We start from the raw sequence: 16,207 nt of genomic DNA on the forward strand, positions 1-16,207 counted from the left end.
CCAATGCGGTCATGAATTTCACAGGTGTCATGCCCCGCGAAGGCGGGGCATCCAGTACTCCGCGGCGTTCGTGGTCATCACGGCCGTCACGGCTTACTCGATCGCCCGCCTTCGCGGGCGATGACAGCATCCTAAAAAACTTTCAGCTCAATGCTTCGTCCAGGAACGCCTTCAACTGCGCCTGATGCTTCGACATCAGACCCGTGGCGGTCGCGGCGGAGGCGGCGCGGCCGACATAACGCGGACGCCGGCTCGCACCGTTCACCTGGTTCAGCACCCATTCCAGATAGGGCTCGATGAAGTGCCAGGCACCCATGTTGCGGGGCTCTTCCTGGCACCACACCACTTCGGCCTTCTTGAAGCGCGACAGCTCGGCCACCAGCGCCTTCAGCGGCACCGGATAGAGCTGCTCGACGCGCATCAGGTAGATGTCGTCCATGCCGCGCTTCTCGCGCTCCTCGTAGAGGTCGTAATAGACCTTGCCCGAGCAGAGCACGATGCGGCGGATCTTCTCGTCGGGAACGAGCTTGACCGCTTCGCCCGGCAGCATCTGGGCGTCGTCATAGAGGATGCGGTGGAAGGTCGTTCCCTTCGCGAGCTCCTCGAGACGCGACACCGCCCGCTTGTGACGCAGCAGCGACTTCGGCGTCATCACGATCAGCGGCTTGCGGATCTCGCGATGGAGCTGCCTACGCAGCACGTGGAAGTAGTTCGCTGGCGTGGTCGGATAGACCACCTGCATGTTGTCTTCCGCGCACATCTGGAGATAACGCTCCAGACGCGCCGAGGAGTGCTCCGGTCCCTGGCCTTCATAGCCGTGCGGCAGGAGGCAGACGAGGCCGGACATGCGCAGCCATTTGCGCTCACCCGAGGAGATGAACTGGTCGAACACGACCTGCGCGCCGTTGGCGAAGTCGCCGAACTGCGCTTCCCACAGGGTCAACGTGTTCGGCTCTGCGAGCGAATAGCCGTATTCGAAGCCGAGCACGGCCTCTTCAGACAGCAGCGAGTTGATGACCTCGTAATGGCCCTGCTCGTGACCGAGATGGTTGAACGGCGTGTAGCGGCTCTCGTCTTCCTGGTCGATCAGGACCGAGTGGCGCTGCGAGAAGGTGCCGCGCTCCGAATCCTGTCCGGACAGGCGGACATGGTGGTTCTCGTTGAGCAGCGTGCAGAACGCCAGCGCCTCGCCGGTCGCCCAGTCGATACCCGTGCCGCCATCGATCGCCTTGGCGCGGTTTTCGAGGAAGCGCTGGATGGTGCGGTGGACGCGGAAGCCATCGGGCACCTTGGTGATCTTGCGACCGATGTCCTTCAGGGCGGCGATGTCGACGCCGGTGACGCCACGCCGCGCATCTTCTTCCTGATCCGCGATCTTGAAGCCGGCCCATTTACCGTCGAGCCAGTCGGCCTTGTTGGGCTTGTAGCCGGAGCCGGCTTCGAGCTCGGCATCGAGCCGCGCGCGCCAGTCGGCCTTGGCCTTCTCGACCTCGCCCTCGGTCAGCACGCCTTCGCTGATGAGGCGCCGGGCATAGAGCTCGAGCGTCGACGGATGGGCCGCGATCTTCTTGTACATCACCGGCTGGGTGAAAGCCGGCTCGTCGCCCTCGTTATGGCCATGCCTGCGGTAGCAGAACATGTCGATGACGACGGGCTTGTGGAATTTCTGCCGGAACTCGGTCGCGACCTTGGCCGCGAACACGACGGCTTCCGGATCGTCGCCGTTGACGTGGAAGATCGGCGCGTCGATCATCTTCGCCACGTCGGACGGGTAAGGCGACGAACGGGAATAACGCGGATAGGTGGTGAAGCCGATCTGGTTGTTGACGATGAAGTGCACGGAGCCGCCGGTGCGGTAGCCCTTCAGGTCCGACAGGCCGAAGCATTCCGCGACCACGCCCTGGCCGGCGAACGCGGCGTCGCCATGCATCAGCAGCGGCATCACCGAGATGCGCATATCCGGCGGATCGCCGTGCTGATCCTGCTTGGCGCGGACTTTTCCGAGCACCACGGGATCGACGATCTCGAGATGCGAGGGGTTGGCGGTCAGCGACAGATGGATGCGGTTGCCGTCGAACTCGCGATCCGAGGACGCGCCGAGGTGATATTTGACGTCACCCGAGCCTTCGACCGCATCAGGATTGGCCGAACCGCCCTTGAACTCGTGGAACAGCGCGCGATGCGGCTTGCCCATCACCTGGGTCAGCACGTTGAGCCGGCCGCGATGCGGCATGCCCAGCACGACCTCCTTCACGCCGAGATTGCCGCCGCGCTTGATGATCTGCTCAAGCGCGGGGATCAGTGACTCGGCGCCATCAAGGCCGAAGCGCTTGGTGCCGGTGAACTTGGTGTCGCAGAATTTCTCGAAGCCTTCGGCTTCAACCAGCTTCATCAGGATGGCGCGGCGGCCTTCGCGGGTGAAGGAGATTTCCTTGTCCGGCCCCTCGATCCGCTCCTGGATCCACGCCTTCTGCGCCGCGTTGGTGATGTGCATGAACTCGACGCCGAGCGTCTGGCAGTAGGTACGCTCGCAGATCGCGGTGATTTCGCGCAAGCTGGCGTATTCGAGACCGAGCACATGGTCGAGGAAGATCTTGCGGTCGAAATCGGCTTCGCTGAAGCCGTAGGTCCGCGGATCGAGCTCTTCGCGATTGCGCTGGGCTTCGATGCCGAGCGGATCGAGCTTGGCGTGGAAGTGGCCGCGCATGCGGTAGGACCGGATCAGCATCAGCGCGCGGACCGAGTCGCGCGTGGCCTGGAGCAGGTCGGCGGAGGAAAGGCCGCCGCCCTTGTCGCCGCCCTTGGCCTGCGCCTTGGCCGCGATCTTGGCTCCGACCGTCTTCTCGACTTCCGCCCAATTGCCGTCGAGCGCGGAGGTCAGATCGTCCTGCGGGGTCAGCGGCCAGTTGGCGCGCTCCCAGGACGGGCCTTGGGCGTTCTTGCTGATGTCACCCGGCTGGTCGTTGAGGCTCTTGAAGAAGTCCTGCCACTCGGCATCCACCGAGGACGGGTCCTTCTCGTAGCGGGCGTAGATTTCGTCGATGTAGGTGGCGTTGGTGCCCTGCAAAAAGGAGGAGAGGGCAAAGGCTGCGTTCGCGTCTTGGCGAGACATACTTGAGTTCCTGGCGATTTCGGTTCGCGCATAACAAACGGCGCTGGCGCTGGGCTCCCCGGCAGAGGACCAGCGCGACAGGCACCATTTACCCTATTTGCTGCGAAACTTCGCCCGGAAAATTACGAAGGTATGAATCAGGCTTTCAATTTTTCGGCAAGCGTGTGCCCGAGCCGCGCGGGAGATGGCGACACTGTAATTCCAGCCGATTTCATCGCGTCGGTCTTGGAACCGGCGTCCCCCTTGCCGCCCGAAATGATCGCGCCGGCGTGGCCCATGCGGCGGCCGGGAGGGGCCGTGACACCGGCAATGAAACCGACCATCGGCTTCTTGCGGCCGCGCTTGGCCTCGTCCTTGAGGAACTGGGCAGCGTCCTCCTCGGCGGAACCGCCGATCTCGCCGATCATGATGATCGATTCGGTCTTGGGGTCGCCGAGCAGCATTTCCAGCACGTCGATGAACTCGGTTCCCTTGACCGGGTCGCCACCGATGCCGACTGCCGTGGTCTGGCCGAGGCCTTCCTGGGTGGTCTGGAACACGGCTTCGTAGGTCAGGGTGCCCGAGCGCGAGACGATGCCGACGCTGCCGGTCTTGAAGATGTTGGCCGGCATGATGCCGATCTTGCACTCGCCGGCAGTCATGACGCCCGGGCAGTTCGGCCCGATCAGGCGCGACTTGGAGCCGGCCAGCGAACGCTTCACGCGGACCATGTCGATGACCGGGATACCTTCGGTGATGCAGACGATCAGCGGGATCTCGGCATCGATGGCTTCGCAGATCGCATCGGCCGCGCCCGGCGGCGGCACGTAGATCACCGACGCATCGGCGCCGGTCTTCTCACGCGCCTCGCGCACGGTGTCGAACACCGGCAGGCCCAGATGCGTCGCGCCGCCTTTGCCGGGCGAGGTGCCGCCGACCATCTTGGTGCCATAGGCAATCGCGGCCTCCGAGTGGAAGGTGCCGTTCTTGCCGGTAAAGCCCTGGCAGATGACCTTGGTGTTCTTGTCGATCAGGATGGACATGAGGTCTGCTTTCGCGAAACTAACGAGTGAGAGGTCAGTGGATGCGGCGGTAGACGCCGGTGAGCACGTCGGCCCAGCCTTCCGCGTCCGGCGAGAACTGGATTTTCAACGAATAGGAATCGTCGTCGATGATTTCATAGACGTGGCGCGCATTGCCGCGGAGCGAGCCGCGCACCAGCGTCAGGGTCTTGCCGACCCACCCGCCGGAGGCGGGCGAGGGCGGCGTGTAGCCGAGCGAATCGTACCAGAACAATTTGTAGGTCCGGTCTTCGCGGTCGAAGGTGAAGATGCCGTGGGTGGCGAAGCTCTGCTTGCCGTCGCGGGTCTGGACCGAGTCTTGGATCAGATAGAAGCCATTGAGATCCATGTGGGCCACGACGCGAGAGGTCGCCGTCCCGCCCTCTGTCCAGCGCGACGGAAAGACCACCTCTTCGCCATTCCATTCACCGGCGAACGCGGCAAGACGCGCGTGCTCCGGCAGCGGGGATGATGCAGCAAGATGGTCCTGGGTCATGGCCTCAGCCTCCCTTGACGGCCTTCACGATCTTCTGCGCGGCGTCGTCGAGATTGTCGGCCGGCACCACGTTCAGGCCGGACTCACGGATGATCTTCTTGCCCAGCTCGACATTGGTGCCTTCGAGGCGAACCACCAGCGGCACGCTGAGGCCGACTTCACGAACCGCAGCCGTGACGCCCTCGGCGATCACGTCGCACTTCATGATGCCACCGAAGATGTTGACCAGGATGCCCTTCACGTTGGGGTCGGCGGTGATGATCTTGAAGGCGGCCGCGACCTTCTCCTTGCTGGCGCTGCCGCCGACGTCGAGGAAGTTCGCCGGCGCCATGCCGTAGAGCTTGATGATGTCCATCGTCGCCATCGCGAGGCCGGCGCCGTTGACCATGCAGCCGATATTGCCGTCGAGGGTGACGTAGTTGAGGTCGTATTTCGACGCCTCGATTTCCTTGGCGTCTTCCTCGGTCTCGTCGCGCAACGCGAGCACCTCGGGATGACGGAACAGGGCGTTGTCGTCGAACGACACCTTGGCGTCGAGCACGCGGAGCTGGCCCTGCTTGGTCACGACCAGCGGGTTGATCTCCAGCATCGACATGTCCTTGGCGACGAACGCCGCATAGAGCTGCGCGGTGAGCTTCTCGGCCTGCTTGGCGAGATCGCCGGAGAGCTTCAGCGCGTTCGCGACGGTGCGGCCGTGATGGCCCATGATGCCGGTCGCGGGATCGATCGAGAAGGTCACGATCTTCTCAGGGCTGTTGTGCGCGACGTCCTCGATATTGACGCCGCCCTCGGTCGACACCACGAAGGAGACGCGAGAGGTCTCGCGGTCGACCAGGATCGAGAGGTAGAATTCCTTGTCGATGTCGGAGCCGTCCTCGATGTAGAGGCGGTTGACCTGCTTGCCGGCGGGGCCGGTCTGGATGGTGACGAGGGTGGCGCCGAGCATCTGCTTGGCGAATTCGGAAACCTCCGCGGCCGACTTGGCGATGCGCACCCCGCCCTTGTCGCCCGCCGAGGCCTCCTTGAACTTACCTTTGCCGCGGCCGCCGGCGTGGATCTGGCTCTTCACGACCCAGACCGGGCCAGGGAGTGCCTTTGCCGCTGCGTCCGCATCAGCCGCCTTCAGGACCGGAACGCCCTTGGAGATCGCGACGCCGAACTCGTTCAGCAGCGCTTTGGCCTGATATTCATGGATATTCATATGGTCGCTCCCTGAACCCGCGGGCGGTGACCTCGTAGGCCCACCTCAGTCTTGTGGCTGGCATACCATATACCACAGGAACTGCAACCCGGATTCTCTGACATCGATCTCTGGACTGCCGATCCGAGCCCGCCTGAACAGCCGGGGCCCGGAAGTGAAACCGCCGAAGACCGGGTTTCGGTCTTCGGCGGGAATTGTTGGGTTTAGCGGCCCAGAAGATCCGGCGCGATCTTCTTGCAGGCGTCAACCAGACCCTGCACTGCGCCGACCGACTTGTCGAAGGCTTCGCGGTCCTTGCCGACGAGCTCGATCTCGACGACGCGCTCGACGCCCTTGGAGCCGATCACGACGGGCACGCCGACATACATGTCCTTCACGCCGTATTCGCCGTTCAGGTAGGCGGCCGAGGCCAGCACGCGCTTCTTGTCACGCAGATAGCTCTCGGCCATCGCGATCGCGGAAGCCGCCGGCGCATAGAAAGCCGAGCCGGTCTTGAGCAGGTTGACGATCTCGGCGCCGCCGTTGCGGGTACGGTCGACGATCTCGTCGAGGCGCGCCTGCGAGGTCCAGCCCATCTTGACGAGATCGGGCAGCGGGATGCCGGCGACGGTGGAGTATTTTACCAGCGGCACCATGGTGTCGCCATGGCCACCCAGCACGAAGGCGGTGACGTCTTCGACCGAAACGTTGAACTCGTCGGCCAGGAAGTAGCGGAAGCGCGACGAATCCAGCACGCCGGCCATACCGACGACCTTCTTGTGCGGCAGGCCGCTAGCCTTCTGCAGCGCCCAGACCATCGCGTCGAGCGGGTTGGTGATGCAGATGACGAACGCGTCGGGGGCGTATTTCTTGATGCCGGCGCCGACCTGTTCCATGACCTTGAGGTTGATCGAGAGGAGGTCGTCGCGGCTCATGCCGGGCTTGCGCGGCACGCCGGCGGTGACGATGCAGACCTTGGCGTTGTCGAGCGCCTCGTAGGAGTTGGCGCCGGTGTAGTGCGCGTCAAAGCCGTCGACCGGCGAGGACTGCGCGATGTCGAGCGCCTTGCCCTGCGGCACGCCCTCGGCGATGTCGAACATCACCACGTCGCCCAGCTCTTTCAGGCCGATGAGATGAGCCAGCGTTCCGCCGATCTGACCGGAGCCAATCAAAGCAATCTTGTCGCGCGCCATGTGAGCCTGTCCTTTAGACACGTAAGGAGGGGAAAACTGAGACGGGTGGTTATCCCTTTCGCCTCCCCCGTTCAAGTCACGGGTTGCCCAATTGTCGGGCTTGCCGAAAATCCGGCCAGCATACCCGAGCCGTCATTCCGGGGCGCGACGAAGTCGCGAGCCCGGAATCCATAACCACGATCGGGGTATGGATTCCGGGCTCGTCGCTTCGCGACGCCCCGGAATGACGGCCGTATAGGACTTAAGTCTCAACCAAACCTTTGGTCGAGCCGCTGGCTGTGGAATCCTTGCGGCCATGGGGCAGCGCCAGATAGGATTCCGAGCTCATTTCGATCAGGCGCGACGCCGTGCGCTTGAACTCGTTGGCCTCGTTGCCCTCGTTGGCAAGATAGAGCGAGATCGGGTTGGCATCGGCCGAGGCCATCAGCTTCACGGCATTGTCATACAGCGCGTCGATCAGCGTGATGAAGCGCTTGGCGGCGTTGCGCTGGGAGATGTCCATCACTGGAATATGGTCGACCAGAATGGTATGATAATCGTGCGCCAGCCTGAGATAGTCGGATGCCCCGAGCGGCTTCTCGCAGAGATCGGCGAACGCGAAGCGCGCTACGCCGTGGGCCGAGCACGGCACGTGCAGGATGCGGCCCTTGATCGAAATATCGCGCGACTTGCATTTGGCGCCGCCTGACATCCTCGACCAGGCGCGATCGAGCGCGGTGTCAGCCTCAGCGTCTGCAGGAGTCAGCCACATCGGCACGCCCTGAAGCTTTTCCAGCCGGAAGTCGGTGCGCGCGTCGAGCCGCAGCACGTCCATGTGGTCGGTGATCTGCCGGATGAAGGGCAGGAACAGCGAACGGTTCAGACCGCCCTTGTAGAGGTCGTCAGGCGCGACGTTGGAGGTCGCGACCACCACGGTGCCGAGCTCCAGCAGCTTTGCGAACAGGCGGCCGAGGATCATCGCGTCCGCGATGTCGGTGACGTGGAATTCGTCGAAACAGAGCAGCCAGCTCTCCTCGAAGATCGCATGCGCGGTCAGCGCGATGACGTCACCATCGGCGATCTCGCCGCGTGCGATGCCCTGGCGATAATCGTAGATGCGCTCGTGCACGTCAGCCATGAATTCGTGAAAATGCGCGCGCCGCTTGTGCTCGACGGTCGAGTGCTGGAAGAACAGATCCATCAGCATGGTCTTGCCGCGGCCGACCTCGCCATGGACGTAGAGCCCGTGCGGCGCCTCGTCCTTGTCGCTGCTGAACAGGCGGCTGAGCAGCCCCTGCTTGCGCGCCGGCTTGTAATCGGCGAGCCGCTGGTCGAGCGCCGCATAGGCGTCGGCGATTTCGGCCTGCGCAGCGTCGGGCTCGATCGCACCGGACGCGATCTGGGCCTGATAGGCCTCGCGGAATGAGGAACTGGGGGTCGAGAGCATGCTCCTTACCGCCAGAGATGGGCGAAAATTGCAAGCCGTCAATTGGGGCGGGGCGCTATGCGCTTTCTCCCTCGCCCCGTTCTTACGGGGTCGCGACGAGCTTCGCTCGCGCTGAGAGGGTTGGGGTGAGGGGCCTCTCCGCACATGAGATGCGTCGTAAAGACCTGTACCCCCTCACCCGAATTCGATCTGCGATCGAATTCGACCTCTCCCCGCAAGCGGGGAGAGGTGAAGAAGAACCTACTCACACAGCTCGTAGGCGTCCTCCACCACATAGGGGCCGCCGCCGGTTGAGGCGCGGGACGAGAACAGAACAAAACGTTCGGCCGTGAACGCCTTGCTGGGAAAATAGCCGCGCAGCGAAAGATAATCGGCGACGTCACGGTCGGTGGCGTCGTGCAGCCGGGCCAGCGTGACATGCGGGATGAACTTGCGGCCTTCAGGGTCGAGGCCGATCCGCTGCATCAGGCGCTCGAGCTCGGCCTGCAATTCCATCAGCGGCTTGCTCGGCACGATGGTGGCGACCACCGCGCGCGGCTTGCGTCCGCCGAAACTCTGCAAGCCCTGCACCTTCACCTCGAACGGCTTGCGGTCGACGCGAAACAGCATCGAGGCGATCTCGTTGGCGGACATGCCGTCGATATTGCCGATGAAGCGCAGGGTGACGTGGTAATTTTCGGGATCGATCCAGCGGGCGCCGGGAAGGCCGCCCCGCAAATTGGAAAGCGACTGGCCAATCTCGGCCGGAATTTCCAGACCAGTGAACAAACGCGGCATCGTTTCGCACTCCCGATGCTTGGGTATGATCCCAGGGAAAGATCATATCCAAATTTTAGAGCCGGCGACGAATCACCGGTACCTTAATTCCTATCGCAGTTGTGTGACTCTGCGAAGCATCGCGCGCCTCACTCCGGTAAAACCCTGGGAATTACGGTTAGCGTTGCCTGCTTTTCAACGCCGTTGCTCAGCTATGGTGCCAAGGAATGCCTCAACCGTGGGCAAGATATTCCTGACGATGATGTCGACGCCGGGCGCGGTCGGATGGATGCCGTCGGCCTGGTTGAGCTTGGCATCGGCCGCGACACCGTCGAGAAAAAACGGATAAAGCGGCACGCCGAATTTTTTCGCCAGATCCGGATAAATCGAATTGAAGCGCGCGGCATAATCCGCGCCGTAATTCGGCGGCGCCAGCATGCCGCACAACATCACCGCGATCTTGCGTGCCTCGAGGCGCTGGACGATCTCGGTCAGCGCGGTGCGCGTCAAATCGGGATCGATGCCGCGCAACGCATCGTTGGCGCCGAGCTCGATGATCACACCGTCGGTTCCGTCGGGGACCGACCAGTCCAGCCGGTCACGGCCCCCCGAGGAGGTGTCGCCGGACACCCCAGCATTGGTCATGCCGACTTCTATGCCTTTGTTTTGCAAAGCTTTTTGAAGCTTTGCGGGGAACGCTTCCTGGGCCGGGAGGCCGAGGCCGGCGCTCAAGGAATCGCCGAGAACCACTAGCTTGATCGGCTTCGCAGCCTCAGCCCATGCCGGGTTTGCGACCGTCATCAAAGCGAACATCAACACGGCTATGTGCATGAACAATCCGTAACGCCTCTCGACCGCGCGTGCGGAGTTGCCATATGACCGGACCATGGACACTCGCATCTCTTCCTCTTCGCTCGCCGACAGTTCGGCCGACACCATCGCCATCTCCAACGTCAATCTGTCATTGGGTACGGGCGCGGCACGCGTTCACATCCTCAAGGATATCAGCTTGCGCGTGGGCCGGAGCGAGACGATCGGCCTGATCGGCCCATCAGGCTCGGGCAAATCCACGCTGCTGATGGTGATGGCGGGGCTGGAGCGTCCTGATAGCGGAGAGGTGGTGGTCAGCGGCACGCCTTTCAATGCCCTCGACGAGGACGCGCTGGCCCGCTTCCGCGGTCGCCAGGTCGGCATCGTCTTCCAGTCCTTCCATTTGATCCCGACCATGACGGCGCTGGAGAACGTCGCGGTGCCGCTCGAACTTGCGGGCAATCCCGACGCCGCCAAGCGCGCGGCGCAGGAGCTGCAATCGGTCGGGCTCGGCGACCGTCTGCATCATTATCCGACCCAGCTCTCCGGCGGCGAGCAGCAGCGGGTCGCGCTGGCCCGCGCATTGGCACCCGATCCCGCGATCCTCGTTGCCGACGAGCCGACCGGCAATCTCGACGAAGCCACGGGCCAACAGATCGTCGACCTCCTGTTCAGCAAGCATGCCGAGCGCGGCATGACGCTGGTGCTGGTCACGCATGATTCCTCGCTCGCGCATCGCTGCGATCGCGTGATCCGCCTGCGCTCCGGACGCATCGACACGCAGTCGGCACCGGCATGAGCATCGCTGCTGAACCGTTCACGAAGCCCAACGGCGTCGCGCTGTCGCTGCGCTACGCGCTGCGCGAATTGCGCGGCGGCCTGCGCGGCTTCTACGTCTTCATCGCCTGCATCGCGCTCGGCGTGATGGCCATCGCCGGCGTCGGCTCGGTCTCGGCCAGCCTGAGCGACGGCCTCGCCCGCGAGGGCCGTACGCTGCTGGGTGGCGACGTGTCGTTCGTCTTGTTTCAGCGCGAGGCGAAGCCGGAGGAAGTCGCCTTCCTGCGGTCGCGCGGCACCGTCTCGAGCGCCGCCACACTGCGCGGCATGGCGCGCTCGGCCGAGGGCAAGCTGGCGCTGGTCGAGATGAAGGCGGTCGACGACACCTATCCGATGCTGGGCCAGTTGACGCTGGCGCCGCCGCTGCCGATGTCCGACCTGCTCGCGGAGCGCGACGGCGCGTTCGGCGCGGCCGCCGATCCGACGCTGCTGGCGCGGCTGTCGCTCAAGACCGGCGATCGCGTCACCGTCGGGGCTGCGACGTTCCAGATCCGCAGCGCCGTCGAAGCCGAGCCCGACAAGCTCGCCGGTGGCATCGGCTTCGGCCCGCGCTTCCTGATCAGCGAAGCGGGCCTGCGCGCCACCGGGCTGGTCCAGCCCGGCAGCCTGGTGCGCTGGGTCTACCGGGTGAAGCTGCCGGAGATCGCCAATAGCGAGCGCGCCACCGACGCCTTCATCGCGGACGCACGCAACGCTGCGCCGCAGGCCGGCTGGGAGGTCCGCAGCCGCTCCAATGCCTCGCCTCAGCTCGAGCGCAACATCAACCGCTTCACGCAGTTTTTAACGCTGGTCGGCCTCGCCGCGCTGCTGGTCGGCGGTGTCGGCGTCGCCAATGCGGTCAAGGCCCATATCGACCACAAGCTCGAGGTGATCGCGGCCTTCAAGGCTGTCGGCGCCACCGGGCGCGACGTGTTCGGCATCTATCTCGCCCAGGTTCTCCTGCTCGCCGCGATCGGCTCGGCGATCGGCCTCGCGCTCGGCGCCGCGATGCCGTTTGCGATCGTCGGCCTGTTCGGCAAGCTGCTGCCGCTGCCGGTGGTCCCGGCGGTGCATGCCGACGAACTCGCGCTGTCGTTCGTATACGGGCTGCTCACGGCGCTTGCCTTCGGCCTGTGGCCGCTCGGGCGCGTGCACGACGTGCCGGTGGCCGCGCTGTTCCGCGACACCATCAGCTCGGAATGGCATCGGCCACGCTGGAGCTATCTCGTCTTCATGGCCGTCGTGATCGCGCTGCTGATCGCGGTGGTGATCGGGCTGTCCTTCGACAAGCGCATCGCCGCGGTGTTCGTGGCCTCTTCCATCGTCGTGTTCGCGCTGCTGCGCGGCATTGCCGCCCTGCTGATGACGATCGCAAGGCGGCTGCCGCGCACGCGGTGGCCGATGCTGCGACTTGCGATCGCCAACATTCACCGGCCGGGCGCGCTGACGCCCTCGGTCGTGCTGTCGCTGGGCCTCGGGCTCGCCGTGCTCGTCACCATCACCCAGATCGACGGCAATCTGCGCCGGCAGTTCCTGGCGGCGCTGCCCGAGCACGCACCATCGTTCTTCTTCATCGACATTCCGAGCACGCAGTCCGAGCAGTTCGACTCCTATCTGCGCCAGATCGCCCCTGGCGCGAAGGTCGATGACGTGCCCATGCTGCGCGGGCGGATCGTCGGAGCCCGTGGCGTCCGCGCCGAGGAGCTCAAGCCCAGCACCGATTCCGAGTGGGTGCTGCAGAGCGACCGTGGCCTGACCTATACCGCCGAGCTGCCGAAGGGCTCCAAGGTGGTCGAGGGCGAGTGGTGGAGCGCCGATTATTCCGGCCCGCCGCTGGTTTCGATGGAGAAGAAGATCGCGGACGGCCTAGGCCTCAAGCTCGGCGACGAGGTCGTGGTCAATATCCTCGGCCGCGACATTCCCGCAAAGATCAGCAATCTGCGCACCATCGACTGGCAGGGCCTCGGCATCAATTTCGTCCTCGTGTTCTCGCCGAACGCCTTCAAGGGCGCGCCGCACACCCACATCGCGACGCTGACGGAAACCGGCGGCGATGCCGCCGGCGACGGCAAGATCATCAGGGAGGTCGCTGACGCCTATCCGATGGTGACGAGCGTGCGCGTGCGCGAGGTGATGGAGACGGTCGGCTCGGTCGTGACCAACCTGGCGCTGGCGATCCGCGGCGCCAGCGCGGTGACCCTGATCTCGGCGATCCTGGTGCTCGGCGGCGCGCTCGCCGCCGGCCATCGCCACAGGGTCTACGATGCGGTGATCCTCAAGACCCTGGGCGCGACCCGGCTGCGGCTGCTCGGCGCCTATGCCCTCGAATACCTCCTGATCGGGCTCGCCACCGCGGTGTTCGGCGTTTTCGCCGGCAGCGTCGCGGCCTGGATGATCGTGACCCGGCTGATGACCCTCACCTTCGTCTGGCAGGCCGGCAGCGCCGCCGGCGTGGTCGCGGCTGCCTTGGTCGTCACGGTGGGCCTCGGGCTCGCCGGCACGCTCCTGGCGTTGAACAAAAAGCCCGCCACGGTGTTGCGGAATTTGTGACAAATGGTAGCGGGCGGTTGCGCGGGAGCCAAATCGCACGATTCCAGCGATTAACCACGTCTGCTCGCCAGGATTGCGGGCGAGGGCGACATTCAGCCGCGCGTGGAAGGTTGCAGCGGATGTGTTAGTTTCCCACATATCGAGTGGGTTCGGAGTCCCGATTGTTAGCCAAAATTTAGTCGGCAGACATCGGTATCCGAGATAGAATTTGACGAACCGGCGGCATGGCGACCCTCATGCCGGACCGGACCAACCAACGGGAATTCGACCATGTCGGACCTAGACCGTAACTACGCTTCTCCTTTCGGCAGGGCCGCCGGGCGTGTTGACGCCGCGACGGTCGATGCCGGCCTGCGCGCCTACATGCTGCGCATCTACAACTACATGAGCATCGGCCTGGCCATCACCGGCCTTGCCGCGCTCGGCGTCTACATGGCCGCCGTGACTGACGTTCCGACCCCGGAAGCCGTCCGCGTCGGCAAGCTGTTCCTGACGCCGTTCGGCTACGCGATGTTCGTCAGCCCGCTGAAGTGGCTGTTTATGCTCGCGCCGCTCGCCATGGTGTTCGTGATCTCGGCAGGCATCAACCGTCTCGCTCCCTCGACGGCCCAGATCCTGTTCTGGGTGTTCGCGGCGCTGATGGGCATCTCGCTGTCCTCGATCTTCCTGGTGTTCACCCACACCTCGATCGTGCGGGTGTTCTTCATCACCGCGGCGACCTTCGGCGCACTCAGCCTCTACGGCTACACCACCAAGCGTGACATGAGCGGAATGGGCTCGTTCCTGTTCATGGGCCTGATCGGCATCGTCATCGCGAGCCTGGTGAACCTGTTCCTGGCGAGCTCGGTGCTGCAGTTCGTCGTGTCGGTGGTCGGCGTGCTGGTGTTCGCGGGCCTCACCGCCTGGGATACACAGCGGCTGAAGAACGACTACATCTACGGCTACGCCTCGGCCGGCGGTGACATCGCAGAGCGTGCGGCCATCACCGGCGCGCTGTCGCTGTACCTGAACTTCATCAACCTGTTCACGCTGCTCCTGCAGCTCCTCGGCCAGCGCGACTAAGCGCTGAGGCGAGAGTGAACGACACCAGCCCCGGCCGAAAGGCCGGGGTTTTTGTTTGGGGCGAGCCTCTCAACACCCACCGTCATTGCGAGCGAAGCGAAGCAATCCAGAGTCCCTCCTCTGGCGCATTTCTGGATTGCTTCGTCGCAAGGGCTCCTCGCAATGACGGAGCATGAGGAAGCACCGTTGCCTCTTCCAGCCGTCCCGGGAAGGCTCTAATCTCGCCCCATGTCCGCACCCGATATCAGGCCCACCACTGAGGCCGACCTTCCCGCCATCACCGCCATCTACCAGCAGGCCGTCCGCGAGGGCACCGCGACGTTCGAGCTGGAGCCGCCCGACCTCGCCGAGATGACGCGCCGCTACCGCACGCTGATCGACGGCGGCTATCCCTATTTCGTCGCCATCCTCGACGGGCGCGTCGCCGGCTACGCCTATGCCGGTGCCTACCGGCCGCGGCCGGCCTACCGCTTCACCGTCGAGAACTCGATCTATCTCGATCCATCCTTCCACCGCCGCGGCATCGGAGCGCTCCTGCTGGAGCGGCTGATCGTCGAATGCGAGGCGCGCGGCTTCCGCCAGATGATCGCCGTGATCGGCGATTCCGCCAATGCCGGCTCGGTCGGCGTGCACACCAAGGCCGGCTTCAAGATGATCGGCACGCATCCCAGCGTCGGGCTGAAATTCGGCCGCTGGCTGGACACGGTGATGATGCAGCGGGATCTTGGTGAGGGCGCGGGTACGGTGCCGGGGAAGTAGAGGCTACCGTCATTCCGGGGCACGCGCAGCGTGAACCCGGAATCCAGAAGTTGTGGGCGAACAATATCGAGATTCCGGGTTCGCGACTTCGTCGCGCCCCGGAATGACGGGGGTGCTCACACCACCGCCAGCTTGCGATCGATCACCAGGAGCACGCGCTCCAGCTCGTGGCCACGGCGCAGGATCAGGCCCGTCGCCGAGATCACGCTGTACATGCCCTGCTTGCGCGCGAGGCGCGGATCCTTCTCGATACGATAGATCGGCACCTCAGAGGCGCGGCGAAAGACCGAGAACACGGCGCGATCCCTGAGGAAGTCGATGGCGTAGTCGCGCCACTCGCCGTCGGCGACCATCCGGCCGTAGAGATTGAGAATACGGTGCAGCTCGAGCCGGTTGAACGTCACGCGGCTCAGCTGCGCATTCGAAGCGGCGGGGCGCGCCGCCGCGCGCTGTTCGCTCGGATCGGTATCCTCCGACAGACTCATAGGCCGCCTCCTGTCGCATCAGCATGACCGCGTCCGCGAAGACCGTCCCCGGAACCGCGGATCATGACAGTTGCATGATCGCGCCAACTGTTCCCCACCGCAAGGCCCTCAAAGGGAGTTTGGATCCGGGCAAATCCGCCCACACGCAGCGGTGGAACTCTGTCGCGGCAAACCGTCACGGGATCGTTAGCAGGAATCATAGTGTCGCCGCTTTTCCGCCAAGCGACTGCCGCCCTGCATTGCGAAAAGACCTATGTGCGTTGACCCGGTCCTTTCGGTTCCGGATTCCTCAGCCCCCAGCCCCCCGGGGCCGTGAGGATCGGGTCTGTTCGCACGACAAGGAGGGCCAACGCGAGTTGGTCCTTTTTTGTTTGGGTCGGTTTTGTTCGTGTCGGGATGTTTCTGCCTCGACGGATATCTCACCATCTCAGCACAAACTCTCTCCCCTCATCCTGAGAGGGTGAGAATCTTTCGTCTAAACGGGCATTTGCCGTAGCCGCTTTGCTATGATTCGATGACGGG

13 protein-coding genes are annotated in these 16,207 nt (G+C 64.2%); 4 read left to right on the forward strand and 9 right to left on the reverse strand.

All coding sequences use genetic code 11. The annotated features are described in order from the left end of the window. Positions 1–142 precede the first annotated feature (142 nt). The 8 genes from AC0L2F_RS31335 to AC0L2F_RS31370 all read right to left on the reverse strand — a co-directional run bounded on the left by AC0L2F_RS31335 (position 143) and on the right by AC0L2F_RS31370 (position 10,034). Complete coding sequence (locus AC0L2F_RS31335; RefSeq protein WP_007604326.1) at positions 143–3,112, reverse strand: 2-oxoglutarate dehydrogenase E1 component; 2,970 nt, start codon at positions 3,110–3,112, stop codon at positions 143–145. 137 nt (positions 3,113–3,249) lie between these two features. Beyond that, positions 3,250–4,134, reverse strand: coding sequence for a succinate--CoA ligase subunit alpha (gene sucD, locus AC0L2F_RS31340; RefSeq protein WP_007604325.1), 885 nt, complete (start codon positions 4,132–4,134; stop codon positions 3,250–3,252). A gap of 34 nt (positions 4,135–4,168) precedes the next feature. Beyond that, on the reverse strand, positions 4,169–4,648 hold the full coding sequence (locus AC0L2F_RS31345) for a DUF1579 family protein (protein ID WP_007604324.1): 480 nt from the start codon (positions 4,646–4,648) through the stop codon (positions 4,169–4,171). 4 nt (positions 4,649–4,652) lie between these two features. After that, complete coding sequence (gene sucC, locus AC0L2F_RS31350) at positions 4,653–5,849, reverse strand: ADP-forming succinate--CoA ligase subunit beta (RefSeq protein ID WP_007604323.1); 1,197 nt, start codon at positions 5,847–5,849, stop codon at positions 4,653–4,655. Positions 5,850–6,052: 203 nt separating this feature from the next. After that, positions 6,053–7,021, reverse strand: coding sequence for a malate dehydrogenase (mdh, locus tag AC0L2F_RS31355; protein WP_007598869.1), 969 nt, complete (start codon positions 7,019–7,021; stop codon positions 6,053–6,055). Between the two features lie 241 nt (positions 7,022–7,262). Beyond that, a complete protein-coding gene (zapE, locus tag AC0L2F_RS31360) occupies positions 7,263–8,447 on the reverse strand; it encodes a cell division protein ZapE (RefSeq protein WP_473251024.1) in 1,185 nt (394 codons plus the stop codon). Positions 8,448–8,687: 240 nt separating this feature from the next. Continuing rightward, positions 8,688–9,224: an RNA 2',3'-cyclic phosphodiesterase gene (gene thpR / locus AC0L2F_RS31365; RefSeq protein WP_007598862.1), complete on the reverse strand. Its 537-nt coding sequence runs from the start codon at positions 9,222–9,224 to the stop codon at positions 8,688–8,690. Positions 9,225–9,398: 174 nt separating this feature from the next. Further along, positions 9,399–10,034: an arylesterase gene (locus AC0L2F_RS31370; RefSeq protein WP_473251027.1), complete on the reverse strand. Its 636-nt coding sequence runs from the start codon at positions 10,032–10,034 to the stop codon at positions 9,399–9,401. Between the two features lie 55 nt (positions 10,035–10,089). Between AC0L2F_RS31370 and AC0L2F_RS31375 the strand changes: the two genes are divergently transcribed. The 4 genes from AC0L2F_RS31375 to AC0L2F_RS31390 all read left to right on the forward strand — a co-directional run bounded on the left by AC0L2F_RS31375 (position 10,090) and on the right by AC0L2F_RS31390 (position 15,200). Further along, on the forward strand, positions 10,090–10,812 hold the full coding sequence (locus tag AC0L2F_RS31375; RefSeq protein ID WP_007604314.1) for an ABC transporter ATP-binding protein: 723 nt from the start codon (positions 10,090–10,092) through the stop codon (positions 10,810–10,812). Continuing rightward, positions 10,809–13,379: an ABC transporter permease gene (locus tag AC0L2F_RS31380; RefSeq protein ID WP_473251025.1), complete on the forward strand. Its 2,571-nt coding sequence runs from the start codon at positions 10,809–10,811 to the stop codon at positions 13,377–13,379. The genes AC0L2F_RS31375 and AC0L2F_RS31380 overlap by 4 nt, the downstream gene beginning before the upstream one ends. A 270-nt stretch (positions 13,380–13,649) precedes the next feature. Next, entirely contained in the window at positions 13,650–14,441 is a 792-nt protein-coding gene (locus AC0L2F_RS31385) for a Bax inhibitor-1/YccA family protein (RefSeq protein ID WP_007604312.1), read from the forward strand. Between the two features lie 228 nt (positions 14,442–14,669). Further along, positions 14,670–15,200, forward strand: a complete 531-nt coding sequence (locus tag AC0L2F_RS31390) for a GNAT family N-acetyltransferase (protein ID WP_007604311.1) — start codon at positions 14,670–14,672, stop codon at positions 15,198–15,200. Between the two features lie 116 nt (positions 15,201–15,316). Here AC0L2F_RS31390 and AC0L2F_RS31395 read toward each other — a convergent pair whose 3' ends face one another. Beyond that, positions 15,317–15,685 (reverse strand): DUF2794 domain-containing protein, encoded by a 369-nt coding sequence (locus tag AC0L2F_RS31395; RefSeq protein ID WP_473251026.1) that lies wholly within the window; start codon positions 15,683–15,685, stop codon positions 15,317–15,319. Positions 15,686–16,207: the final 522 nt, after the last annotated feature.

It is taken from the genome of Bradyrhizobium sp. Ken64 (assembly GCF_055807555.1).